General features: G+C 38.0%; 11 protein-coding genes and 1 other annotated feature. All 11 genes read right to left on the bottom strand.

Annotated features, from left to right (window positions below; all coding sequences use genetic code 11):
- Nucleotides 1-14: 14 nt before the first annotated feature.
- The 11 genes from LDK52_RS02875 to hemA all read right to left on the bottom strand — a co-directional run bounded on the left by LDK52_RS02875 (nucleotide 15) and on the right by hemA (nucleotide 12,789).
- A complete protein-coding gene (locus LDK52_RS02875) occupies nucleotides 15-2,657 on the bottom strand; it encodes a valine--tRNA ligase (protein WP_277584445.1) in 2,643 nt (880 codons plus the stop codon).
- 164 nt (nucleotides 2,658-2,821) lie between these two features.
- Nucleotides 2,822-3,048: a binding site (T-box leader), on the bottom strand.
- A 222-nt stretch (nucleotides 3,049-3,270) separates the two neighbouring features.
- Complete coding sequence (locus LDK52_RS02865; protein ID WP_277584443.1) at nucleotides 3,271-3,864, bottom strand: hypothetical protein; 594 nt, start codon at nucleotides 3,862-3,864, stop codon at nucleotides 3,271-3,273.
- A 63-nt stretch (nucleotides 3,865-3,927) separates the two neighbouring features.
- On the bottom strand, nucleotides 3,928-4,512 hold the full coding sequence (locus LDK52_RS02860) for a 5' nucleotidase, NT5C type (RefSeq protein ID WP_277584442.1): 585 nt from the start codon (nucleotides 4,510-4,512) through the stop codon (nucleotides 3,928-3,930).
- Nucleotides 4,513-4,536: 24 nt separating this feature from the next.
- A complete protein-coding gene (gene ribD, locus LDK52_RS02855; RefSeq protein WP_277584441.1) occupies nucleotides 4,537-5,628 on the bottom strand; it encodes a bifunctional diaminohydroxyphosphoribosylaminopyrimidine deaminase/5-amino-6-(5-phosphoribosylamino)uracil reductase RibD in 1,092 nt (363 codons plus the stop codon).
- Nucleotides 5,621-6,379, bottom strand: coding sequence for a GTP cyclohydrolase II (locus LDK52_RS02850; RefSeq protein ID WP_277584440.1), 759 nt, complete (start codon nucleotides 6,377-6,379; stop codon nucleotides 5,621-5,623). Before LDK52_RS02850 ends, ribD begins: the two co-directional genes overlap by 8 nt.
- A gap of 150 nt (nucleotides 6,380-6,529) precedes the next feature.
- A complete protein-coding gene (gene hemL / locus LDK52_RS02845; RefSeq protein ID WP_277584439.1) occupies nucleotides 6,530-7,825 on the bottom strand; it encodes a glutamate-1-semialdehyde 2,1-aminomutase in 1,296 nt (431 codons plus the stop codon).
- Nucleotides 7,822-8,808: a porphobilinogen synthase gene (gene hemB, locus LDK52_RS02840; protein WP_277584438.1), complete on the bottom strand. Its 987-nt coding sequence runs from the start codon at nucleotides 8,806-8,808 to the stop codon at nucleotides 7,822-7,824. Before hemB ends, hemL begins: the two co-directional genes overlap by 4 nt.
- Nucleotides 8,805-9,569, bottom strand: coding sequence for a uroporphyrinogen-III synthase (locus LDK52_RS02835; RefSeq protein WP_277584437.1), 765 nt, complete (start codon nucleotides 9,567-9,569; stop codon nucleotides 8,805-8,807). Before LDK52_RS02835 ends, hemB begins: the two co-directional genes overlap by 4 nt.
- Nucleotides 9,562-10,491, bottom strand: a complete 930-nt coding sequence (gene hemC, locus LDK52_RS02830; RefSeq protein ID WP_277584436.1) for a hydroxymethylbilane synthase — start codon at nucleotides 10,489-10,491, stop codon at nucleotides 9,562-9,564. Before hemC ends, LDK52_RS02835 begins: the two co-directional genes overlap by 8 nt.
- Nucleotides 10,492-10,511: 20 nt before the next feature.
- Nucleotides 10,512-11,342, bottom strand: coding sequence for a cytochrome c biogenesis protein CcsA (ccsA, locus tag LDK52_RS02825; protein ID WP_277584435.1), 831 nt, complete (start codon nucleotides 11,340-11,342; stop codon nucleotides 10,512-10,514).
- 79 nt (nucleotides 11,343-11,421) lie between these two features.
- Nucleotides 11,422-12,789 carry a glutamyl-tRNA reductase gene (gene hemA / locus LDK52_RS02820; protein WP_277584434.1) on the bottom strand — a complete coding sequence of 456 codons (1,368 nt, stop codon included), beginning with the start codon at nucleotides 12,787-12,789 and terminating at the stop codon, nucleotides 11,422-11,424.
- Between the last annotated feature and the right edge of the window lie 346 nt (nucleotides 12,790-13,135).

Below are 13,135 nucleotides of genomic sequence, written 5' to 3'. Positions count from 1 at the left end.
CACGCTTTATTTCTTTATAGATTATTCAATTCTTCCATACGCTTCAATACAGATGCGTGTTTTTCTAGGTAGTCAGCTTCTTTTGCACGTTCTTCTGCAACTACAGCGTCCGGCGCTTTGGAAACGAAACGCTCATTGGATAGTTTGCCTTGAACTAACTTCACTTCTTTTGCCCATTTTTCTAGCTCTTTCGTTAAACGAGCTTTCTCCGCGTCTATATCGATTAACCCTTGTAGTGGAAGATATAAAACTGCTCCCGTTACTACAGCAGACATCGATTGACTTGGAGCTTCTAAATCTAATCCAATTACAAGTGGTTCTGGATTACAGAAACGCTCTAAATACTTCGCATTAGCTTCTAATACTTCTAATGTATTTGTGTCCTTCGCTGAAACATATAAAGGAACTTTTTTGCTCATTGGTGTTTGTACTTCTGAACGAATATTACGAACAGAGCGGATAATTTCAGAAAGTAATTTCATATTGTCCGCTTCTTCTTTATTCGAAAGTGCTTCGTTTACAGTTGGCCAAGCAGCTACTGTAATTGACTCGCCTTCATGCGGAAGGTTTTGCCAAATTTCTTCTGTGATGAATGGCATAAATGGGTGTAATAGACGCATAGTATTGTCTAAAACATATGCTAGCACCGAACGTGTCATTTTTTTCGCTTCTTCATCTTCCCCGTTAAGTGGAAGTTTTGCCATTTCGATATACCAGTCACAGAAATCATCCCAGATAAAGTTATACAGCGCACGACCAACTTCACCGAATTCATATCGTTCAGAAAGTCTTGTTACTTGTTCGATCGTTTCATTTAAACGAGTTAGAATCCATGCATCCGCAACCGATTTTTTACCATCTAAATTGATCTCTTCAAATTTCAAGCCATCCATATTCATAAGTGCAAAACGAGATGCATTCCAAATTTTGTTGGCAAAGTTCCATACTGCTTCTACTTTTTCTGTTGAATAACGTAAATCGTGACCAGGTGATGATCCGGTACTTAGGAAATAGCGAAGTGAATCTGCTCCGTATTGTTCAATTACGTCCATTGGATCGATACCGTTACCAAGTGATTTCGACATTTTACTTCCATCTTCAGCACGAACAAGACCGTGAATTAATACATCATCAAATGGACGAGTACCAGTAAATTCAACACCTTGGAAAATCATACGAGAAACCCAGAAGAATATAATATCATAACCGGTTACAAGCGCATTCGTTGGGTAATATTTTTTGAACTCTTCGTTTTCCGTATCTGGCCAGCCTAATGTAGAGAACGGCCATAATGCAGAGGAGAACCAAGTATCTAATACGTCGTTTTCCTGATTCCAGTTTTCCGCATCCGCAGGAGCTTCATGTCCTACATATACTTCACCAGTTTCTTTATGATACCAAGCCGGAATACGATGTCCCCACCATAATTGGCGAGAAATACACCAGTCATGAACATTTTCCATCCAGCGTAGGTAAGTCTTTTCAAAACGGTCCGGAACAAAATTTACTTTTCCTTCTGCTTCTTGAAGTTGAATAGCTTCTTGTGCAAGTGGTTGCATTTTTACGAACCATTGTAAAGATAAATATGGCTCAACTACTGCTCCACTACGCTCCGAATGCCCTACAGAATGCGTATGCTCTTCAATTTTGAATAGGATGCCTGCATCTTGTAAATCTTTTACGATTTGTTTACGGCAGGCAAAGCGGTCCATTCCATTATAAGAAGCAGCGTTTTCATTCATCGTTCCATCTTCATTCATGATTAAAATACGTTGTAGGTTATGACGGTTTCCAATTTCGAAGTCATTTGGGTCATGGGCAGGTGTAATTTTAACTGCTCCACTTCCAAACTCCATATCCACGTAATCATCTCCAACAATCGGTATTTCGCGGCCAATAATCGGAAGTTTTACTGTTTTTCCAATTAAATGCTTGTAACGATCATCTTCTGGATGTACTGCTACTGCGGTATCACCTAGCATTGTTTCTGGTCTTGTTGTCGCAACATCGATTGATCCAGTACCATCTGTAAGTGGGTAATGCATATGATAGAATGCACCCTGTACATCTTTGTGAATAACTTCGATATCTGATAATGCCGTTTTAGTTGCTGGATCCCAGTTGATAATGTATTCGCCACGGTAGATTAATCCTTTGTTATATAGCTTGACGAATACTTCTTTCACTGCATTTGATAATCCTTCATCCAAAGTGAAGCGCTCACGTGAATAATCTAAGCCAAGTCCGAGTTTTGCCCATTGTGCACGGATATGACCAGCATATTCTTCTTTCCATTTCCATGTTTCTTCCACAAACTTTTCACGACCTAAATCGTATCTTGTAATGTTTTCAGAGCGCAGCTTTTCTTCCACTTTTGCTTGTGTTGCAATACCTGCATGGTCCATACCTGGAAGCCATAATGCATCGTATCCTTGCATACGTTTCATGCGAACAATAATATCTTGTAAGGTAGTATCCCATGCATGACCTAAATGTAGTTTCCCCGTAACATTTGGTGGCGGAATTACAATTGTATATGGTTCTTTATCGCTTTCTGGATTAGCTTCGAAGTATTTTCCTTCTAGCCACCATTCATACCGTCCTTTTTCAATCGACTGCGGATCATACTTTGTCGACATCGTTGTTTCGTTTGTCATTGTCTGTTCCTCCTTAAAAAAGAATATCAATTACGCCTCGGAGTAATTGAGTCCAGATTTTGAATCGAGCTTGCTCGATTGACTCCTCTCAAAATCTGTGACATCTGCCGGAGGCTTTATATTCGTTCAGCATTTGAACGAATATAAAAAAACTCCTGTCGTCATTAAAGGACGAAGGAGTTTGTTCGCGGTACCACCTTTATTCGCGAATGCTAAAAAACGCATCACGCTCTCAATTCGATAACGGCTTCAAACCGGCATTTGCTACATTACTTTCACAAATACTGCTCGTGGGCTACCTTCAAATGGTAGTTAACAGAAACATTTCAGCAAATTGTTTCCTTTCTTTTGAGAACCAGATCATTTTACTATTCCCATTCATTGCATCTCTATTCAGTTGTTCTTATTGTAAAGGATATTATTATATGGCGTCAAGTCTAGTATGGTGAAAGGAGAAATTACAATGAGAAAAGGATATAACCCATATTTGCTACCTGATTGGTTACGTAAAACACGTTTCTACTGTAAGCATATTAGTATTCCTATTTGCTGTTTTCAATTAATACGCGTATTAATTGTGCCGACCACATGGGATTTTCTCTTATTAGTACTTTTAATTTCCATTTCCTTTTTGTTTTACAAGAACATTATTTGATGGAAATGATAGCTTCGTGTACCCATCATCTAAATCCAAAATAAATTGGAGTTCAAATTCATCGCCATTAGGATTTTCAACTTCCATTGGCTCGGCTGGATTTGGACTTTCTGCTTCTACAACAGGTTTAACTGGTTCGGGCTCTGGTGCTTCCTCATATTCGCAATGTACTGTCCACCCAATTTCAATAGACATTTTCTCTGTTGGTTTCGAGTGAATATGGTTCACATGAACTGTTGGCTTGGAACCTTCTTTTAATTTGTCTTTACTAATCTCAATACTCATCGGTACTGCATACTCGAAATAGCCGACCTCACCTTGTAAATCTAAGTCCTCAATTTCCGTGAATTCGCTAGTAGCATGATGTTCTTGTTCACCTTCCTCGAACTTAACATGACAGGTAATGTGGTATATTCCAACCACTTGGATAATATCTTCCTTCTCAGCGATTTCGCATTGAGGAGTTACTGCTACATTTTTTATTTCTTTTGGAACCCCAAAGCTTGGTGGAAATCGGAATTGTTCTCTTACATCCCATGTTTTTGTTGTCATAAGTCATCCTCCTTCTATAGGACAACTTATGAATAGAACAAAAGGGATAGAACAAATTTCGCTCTAGAATTGCTTTTTATCGTTGTTTTCTTCGACAATCTGCTTTAATTCCAACCAATTCGTTAGCCTAGGAATAGTTAGATGCTGGTTATACGATTGTGTTTTTACATATACTTGTAATGTATCATCCGTCAATGTATTTAATACATCTGGTTTGTCGTCGAAATAATAATCCAACCGTAAATCACGAATAATATTTACCTTCGCTTGATCCTTCATGCCACAATAAAACCGTTCTTCAGTAACAGGGAAACCTTGTTCAATTAACCACTTCATCGTTCTTTCCCGATGTTCTGCCGGTCTAGCCGTAATATAGTAAACCTCATGCCCTTGTTCTTGTAGATTTACTAATGTTTCTACTGCATCTGGATATGCCGGACAATTAGTGTAATATATTTGCTCTAATGTTTCGTTCCACATTTTAGAACCTGCTTCTTCGGTCATCCCGAATAACTCATGTATTTCTACTTTGTTCAACGCATGAAACTGATCTATTGCCACTTGTTGTCCTAGCTTTTCGTTATAAATATGAAAAGCATGCTCTCTTAAATTGATCAATGTATCATCAATGTCAAATCCAAATTTCATCTTTTATCCCTCATCAATTACATCTTATTTGTATATTGGATAACCAACAAACTTAAAGTCTTTCCCTATTTTTTGAATATCCGTATCAACAAGCTCTACTGCTTCACTCATTAAGTCAATACCATTACCCTCTACAAACGTAGGAGCATTTTTACCACCAATTAACTTTGGAGCGATATAAATAACGGCTTTATCGATTAATTTGTTCTCCAAAAATGCCGCATTAATCGTCCCTCCACCTTCTATTAATAAAGAAGAGATAGATTTGTCGCCTAATAGTTGAACGACTTCTTGTACATTAACATGGGTAGAACCAGTTGTATGGAAAACTTGAATCCCTTGCTCTAAAAGCTTCTCTTTTTTATCGTTATCATAATTCGCACTAGTGAAAATCCATGTATCGGCTAATTGATCCGTCACAAGCTTAGCGTCCAATGGAATTTTCAACGTGGAGTCCAATACTATACGCAGCGGATTACGACCATTTTCAATACGAGTGGTTAGTTCGGGATTATCCTCTATAACTGTATTGACACCAACTAAAATGGCCAAATGCTCATTACGAAGATGATGAACATCCTCCCGTGCATCTGCGGACGTTATCCACTTACTATGAGCAGTATGAGAAGCAATTTTCCCATCTAACGTTATCCCTGATTTTAATGTGACAAATGGCTTGTTTGTTACGATAAACTTATTGAATACTTCATTCATCTTTTGAGAAGCTTCCTCTTGAATACCTGAGATAACGTTAATGCCAGCGTCTTCTAGAATTTTAACTCCTCTTCCAGAAACGAGTGGATTCGGATCGAGCGTTGCGATCACAACGGTTTCTATTCCAGCCTCTACAATTGCTTCTGCACACGGACCTGTTCTTCCATGATGTGAGCATGGTTCCAGCGTGACATAAATCGTAGCACCCTTTGCATGTTCTCCTGCCATTCGAATGGCATGAATTTCTGCATGAGGTTCACCAGGTTTCATATGTGCACCAATTCCAACAATACGATTATCATTGACGACAACTGCTCCTACTAATGGATTCGGATCCGTTTGCCCTTTCATCGCACGAGCATTTTGTAGGGCTAGATCCATATAAAATGCATGACTAGTCATTTCGGAAAGTACCTTCTTCCTCCATATGACCTGAGCGATTTATTTTCGTGTGTAAGTACTTCTCATTGAATTCCGATACGTCCCCCCATAATGGTGTACGTCCCGCTACAGATAAACCGGCGTCTTTTAATGCTTTTACTTTCTTTGGATTATTCGTTATTAGTGTCACTGGTTTTGTGCGTAAAACTTTTAACACTTCGATTGCATCCCCGTAATTTCTAGAATCATCAACAAAGCCAAGTTTTTCATTTGCCTCAACCGTATCTGAACCATTTTCTTGTAAAATATAAGCCATTGCTTTACTAAATAGACCGATTCCTCTACCTTCATGGTTTGCTAGATAGAATAATGCACCTGAGCCATTATTCACAATCATTTGCATCGACTGTTTTAGTTGGAAACCACAGTCACAACGCTTACTACCAAAAATATCTCCTGTATGACAAATGGAGTGCATGCGGATTAGTGAGTCCTCTGTCTCTTCAAAATCGCCATAAACCAACACACTAGACTGTTGATGTTCTGCTAAATTTGTGGAAGATAAATTTTTTATTATTTGATGAATATCTTCTGTGTATTCCTCACTATTTAACCAGCTATACCAATGGAATATCACTGTTTTCTCATTTAAACTTACTGGCAGACGGATTGGCCCAACTAGATAAAGCAAACTTTCTTCCGTTTTAATGACTTGAATTTTATCTTTTAATACATTGACAACATCATTTGAAATTTCATTAACTTTTGGCATTCTATATCCTCATTTCGCTAAAACATATTAGTATCTCTATATTATTCTATCCAGATTACTTTTCGTAAGTAATTATATTTTAGTAATCATTTTATGTCAACGATATTAGACTAAAAGAGCCCTGCAATTAATGCAAGGCTCTACTATTCTTTAGTTGTTAGATAATTGTTCAAAAACTGTATGGAACGCTTGGATTGTCTTTTCTATATGCTCTACAGTATGTGCGCTTGATAGGAATAATCCTTCAAACTGCGAAGGGGGTAAATAAATCCCTTCCTCTGCCATGAGACGGAAATACTTAGCGAATAGTTCTAAATCAGACGTTTTCGCTTTATCGAAGTTAATCACGTCTTCACTAGTTAAAAAGAATCCAATCATTGATCCGGCACGATTCACTGTATGTGGAATATTGTATTTGGTTGCTGCTTCTCGGAAACCTTTTTCAAGTATATCCCCAAGCTCGATAAAATAATCATACGATGTTTCATTTAAACGAGTTAATGTCTCATACCCTGCTGTCATTGCTAAAGGATTACCAGAAAGTGTTCCCGCTTGGTATACTGGTCCCGCTGGTGCAATCATTTCCATGATTTCACGTTTCCCACCAAAAGCACCCACCGGAAGTCCTCCGCCAATTACTTTACCTAAACAAGTTAAATCCGGTGTAATACCATAATATCCTTGTGCGCAATTATAGCCTACTCGAAAGCCAGTCATCACTTCATCAAAGATTAATATTGTTCCGTATTTTTCCGTTAATTCGCGTAATCCTTCTAAGAATCCTTCCACTGGAGGAACAACACCCATATTACCCGCTACAGGCTCTACGATTACTGCTGCTAAATCATCTCCGAAGTTTTCAAATACATGGCGCACGCTTTCAAGATCATTATACGGTACTGCTATAGTGTTTTTTGCAACTGACTCCGGAACACCAGGGCTATCTGGTAATCCAAGTGTAGCAACACCAGATCCAGCTTTAATGAGTAAGCTGTCTCCGTGTCCATGATAGCAACCTTCAAATTTCAAAATTTTGTTGCGTCCTGTATAACCACGAGCTAAACGTAATGCACTCATCGTTGCTTCCGTACCAGAAGAGACCATACGCACCATCTCAATAGATGGTACACGCTCCATCACAAGTTTAGCTAATTTGTTTTCGATTAACGTAGAAGCTCCGAAACTTGTACCTGTTTCAGCAACCTGTTGGATTGCCTTCACAACATTCGGTTCTGTATGTCCTAAGATAAGTGGACCCCATGATAGAACATAGTCAATGTACTCATTGCCATCGATGTCTTTTATAATAGCGCCTTTTCCACTTTCCATGAAAATAGGATCCATATCGACTGACTTAAATGCGCGTACAGGGCTATTTACGCCACCTGGCATTAACTCTTTCGCTTCTGTAAATGCTTGTTTAGACAGCTCATATGATTTTGTCATTTTTTTCCCCCCAACCAACGGGCAACATCTTTCGCATGATATGTTAAGATCATATCTGCTCCTGCTCGTTTCATTCCTGTTAGTGTTTCAAGTACAGTTTCTTTTTCATTGATCCAGCCATTCATCGCCGCTGCTTTTACCATCGCATATTCACCACTTACATTGTATGCAACAATCGGAGTGGCAAATGTGTTTTTGACGTCACGAATTATATCTAAGTAAGCTAATGCAGGTTTTACAATTAAGAAGTCTGCTCCCTCTTGTACATCTGATGAGGCTTCACGGATTGCTTCCATACGATTCGAATAATCCATTTGATATGTTTTGCGGTCACCGAACTTTGGTGCGCCGTCTGCTGCTTCACGGAAAGGTCCGTAGTATGCGGAGGCATATTTTACTGCATAGGACATGATCGGCACATCCTTATACCCTGCTTCATCTAAACCAAGACGAATTGCAGCTACAAAACCGTCCATCATATTAGACGGAGCAATAATGTCTGCACCAGCTTCTGCTTGGCTTATTGCCGTTTTCGCCAATAAATCAAGGGAAGGATCATTTAAAATACGTTCATTTTCATCCACTACACCACAATGACCGTGGTCCGTAAATTCACATAGGCAAGTATCAGCTATTACGACTAATTGCGGATGACGTGCTTTTATTTGGCGAATCGCTTGCTGCACAATTCCGTGATTATGGTAAGCCTGCGTTCCAACTGCATCTTTTTCTGCAGGTAGGCCGAATAAAATAACCGATGGAATGCCTAAATCCACTACTTCATCTACTTCCTCATTTAAACGGTCTAAGGAGAATTGAAAAACGCCTGGCATCGATGATACTTCGTTTTTAATATTCTCGCCTTCCATCACGAAAATAGGATAGATTAAATCTTCCTTATGTAAATAAGTTTCTTTCACCATTGCTCGTATCCCAGCCGATTGTCTTAACCGACGATGACGTTGAAAAAATAATTCGGTCATTGCACTCTTCCTTTCCATTCCGCTAATTTAACAATCACATCTATTAAAGTATAAGTGTCAGGCATAACCTGCACAGAAACCTTCTTCGCTTCTAAAAAACTCTTGGTAATATGTCCAATTGCACAAACTGTGACATGATCATATCCGTGGAAAGCTCCAATACTTCGATGAAATACTTCGGCTGTTGAAGGACTCGTGAAGATAATAGAACAACTTTCTTCGCTCTTTAATAGCTTCTTCACAAATTCCTTGTTTTCCTCTAATTCCACTGTTTCGTATATAGTCCATTCATCTACCTCATTGTTCAGTCCGGCTGTTATTGTATCTTTCGCAAGATTTCCTTTCACAAATAAACAATGATCCGTTAAAGATGCTATTTTTGGAAATTCCTGAACAAATATGTCCGCACTAAATATAGTAGGGTTAAAGTGGACTGATAATCCTAATTTTTCAATGGCATTTGCTGTTTTGCTCCCGACCACTGCAATTTTAGCTGTAAAAAAACTTGCATCGAGCTGATATTTTACCATTTTCGAATGAAAGGCCTTCACACTACTTTGACTAGTAAAAATAAGCCATTCATATAAGTTACAACGCTGTAATTTATCTAAATCATCAGGACTAACTATCTCCTTTGTAGCAATCATCGGAGCAATTACCGCATTTCCACCGAGTCTTTCCACAAGAATGGACGCTTCCGATGACCTTAGAATGCCCGTGAAAATGACATTCTCACCTAACAAAGGAGTTTTATTAAACATTCAAATCTGCCTTCACTCTTTGGATTAAATCGTATGCTCCTTGTTCTGTCACAATACGTGCTAGTTCTTTTCCAAGTGCATCCGCATTTGTACCTGTTAATACTTCTTTGTATACGACAGATGCATCTGGTGCAGCTATTAATCCTGTCATCGTAATTTTATCGCCACTAATTGTTGCATGTCCCGCAATCGGCACCTGACAACCACCGTCCATTGCAGCTAAAAATGAACGCTCTGCTTCTACTGTAACCCATGTATCATGGTCTGAAAGCTTCGCTAGCTCGTTTAGTAATTCCTGATCATCCGCACGACATTCAATTGCAAGAGCCCCTTGTCCAACTGCTGGAACGCAATCCTCTGGAGAAATGTATTCGGTTACGACTTCATCGCTCCAGCCTAAACGTTTTAAACCTGCTGCTGCTAAAATAATCGCATCGTATTCGCCATCTTGTAATTTTTGCAGACGGGTATCTACATTCCCACGAATCCATTTAATCTCAATATCTGAACGTAAGAGCAATAACTGAGCACTTCTTCTCAAGCTGCTTGTTCCGATAATTGCTCCTGTTGGAAGGTCTGCAAATTTCACATGTCCTGTCGATATAAAAGCATCTCGTTCATCCACACGTTTTGGTGTACATCCTAATACTAGCCCTTCTGGTAAAATAGATGGCATATCCTTCATACTATGCACAGCAAAGTCGATCTCTTTGTCGTAAAGGGCCTGTTCAATTTCTTTTACAAAAAGTCCCTTACCGCCAACTTTTGATAGCGTAACATCTAAAATCTGGTCACCCTTTGTGACGATCTCTTTCACTTCAAACTCAAAAGGTGCACCCATACCCTTCATCTGTTGGATAAACCAATTTGTTTGAGTTAATGCTAACTTACTTCGTCTTGAACCTACTATAATTTTACGCATAATATAACCGCTTCCTTCCTTTAATACCAAATATGGAATTGAGATAATTTACTACCTAATAAGAAGTTTATCAAAACTAATAGAAACGCATATATATGGATCCACGCATAATTTGCCCCTACGATTTTTGCAGACTTTCTTATCAATAAAACAAGAATATAGATTACTAATACTATAAAAGAATTGACAATCTTTATATCATATAATGGAAAGGCATCCAAAGATATATATGCCCATTCTAACCCAAGAACTAAACTTACGAACAGTAATGGAATCCCTGTTAGAATGGAAAAACTCATACCATTTTCTGCTTGTTTAAGAGAAGGTAATCGAGTAAATTGTTTCGTCCATTTTTTCTTCTTTAACACTTTATATAAGATTAAATACAATGTTGAAAAAACAAACGATAAAGCAAATGCTGTATAAGCAAGTAACCCAAACATAATATGGATGAATAACAGCTCAGATTTAACGTTTTCTTCTACCAATGATTGCACCATTGGATTGGGTGCAAATGTATGAATTGTCATAAAAATAAATCCGATTAAATTCAAAAAGAAAGCGGGAAGGTCCAATCTAAATACCAGTTGTAAAACAAGGGAAAGCATGATAATCAGCCACGCGTAAAAGTAAATACCCTCAAACAACGAAAGTATTGGAAAACGCTTCATCTCCACCATATACATTATCAAAAAAATCGTTTGTAAAGTACCGACAGCAAAAAGTAACCACACAGCTAGTCGATGTGCTCTCAAATCCTTCTCTAAGTAATCAATAAAATAAAAGACAAGGCTTATAGCTTGAAGAATGACCATAATCTCATGAAGCCTTGTCATCGTCAGATCAGTCATAACATTCTCCTTTTACATAGAAAAAAAGCATCCATTATATCTATTTGTCTCCATACAGATATAATAACGCCTCCTTTACTTAGTTATATAATAAGTTTTCTTTTAAATTCTGTGAATCAATTAATGTTTGCTTTAAATTAATTTTAGCTTTTTCAGCTTGCACTACTACTTCCTTTTGAACATCCTCTTCTATACCAAAGATTTGTTGGAATAATTGAAGCTGAGTCGCAGAGTCTTTAGCTGTAGATAATTCTTTAACTTGCAAAATTGGTTCTTTTAAAAGCTGATTGACAATTGATTTTGTATGCTTACTTAAAATTTTACGCTCTCGATCTGTTAAATTAGGCATTTTGTTTTCAATTGAAGCCATTGTCTCTGATTGTATCGAATTTGCTTTTTGACGAAGCGCTGAAATAATTGGTACAACTCCAAGTGTCGTTACCCAATCATTAAATTGCTCAATCTCTGTTTGAATCATTTGATCAATTTGCTTAGCTGCACGTTCTCTTTCAGCTAAGTTGGCTTCCACAATTCCTTGTAAATCATCAATATCATATAAGAACACATTTGGAAGATCACCAATACGCGGATCTAGATCACGCGGTACAGCTATATCTACCATAAATAACGGTTTGCCCTTACGAAGACGCTCAACAAATTGCATAAGTTCAAAATCAATGACAAATTCAGTTGCACCTGTGGAACTAATGAGGATATCTGCTTCTAAAAGAGCACATTGTAGCTCGTCCATCGGTTTAGCATTGCCGTCAAACTTAGAAGCAAGCTCCATCGCTTTTTCAAAAGTACGGTTGATCACCGTAACCTTTTCTGCTCCACTTCCATGAAGGTTTTGAATGGCAAGTTCACCCATTTTACCAGCACCTAAAATAACTACATGCTTATGCTTTAATGTACCGAATATTTTCTTCCCTAGCTCAACTGCTGCGTAAGAAACGGAAACAGCATTCTCTCCGATCGCAGTCTCTGCATGCGCTCGCTTTGCAAATGTAACTGCTTGTTTGAATAACTGATTGAACACAGTACCAGTTGTACCGTTCTCTTGGCCATTTAGAAAACTTTTCTTCACTTGTCCTAAAATTTGTGTTTCACCAAGTACCATCGAATCAATCCCAGATGTAACACGGAACAAATGATTATTCGCTTGGTCATCTTCGTGAACAAATAAATAGGTAGATAAGTTTTCTAATGGAATATCAAACCAATTCGCTAAAAATTGCTTCACATAGTATTTACCTGTATGTAGTTGATCTACAGTAGCGTAGATCTCCGTACGATTACATGTAGATACGATGACATTTTCTAATATACTTTTTTGGTCTTGTAGTGCTTGCATCGCATTCGGAAGATCTGCTTCTAAAAATGACAGTTTTTCACGAATTTCGACAGGTGCAGTACGGTAATTGACACCAACCACGATTGTATGCATGGAATATGTCTCCCCTTCACGTTCATTTCATAAGTCCCATTATATCATAGCTTCACACTAGTTCCTTCATAATTTGTGAACAACATATGAAATCTTATTTATAATTATTATAAATTAATAATACCAAACAAAATCGACAAATTCAAACAATCTACACCCAATAATAAAAGAAGTATAAATCAAAAAATATCAACGAGTATAATAATTTATTCCCTGGTGTTGTAGTTTTTAATCTTTACTTATGATTCAATTTTATAAAGAACAAATAAGCAGGAAAATCCAAACTAATTTGATTTCCGCTCCAGGCAAACGCTTTCCGTGGGCACGGCTTTGATCTTCATTTCTG

Source organism: Psychrobacillus antarcticus, assembly GCF_029533155.1.
In the GTDB taxonomy this organism is placed as follows: Bacteria; Bacillota; Bacilli; order Bacillales_A; family Planococcaceae; genus Psychrobacillus; species Psychrobacillus antarcticus.
The sequence above is the reverse complement of the archived record's forward strand: the minus strand, read 5'-3'. Positions and strand labels throughout refer to the sequence as shown.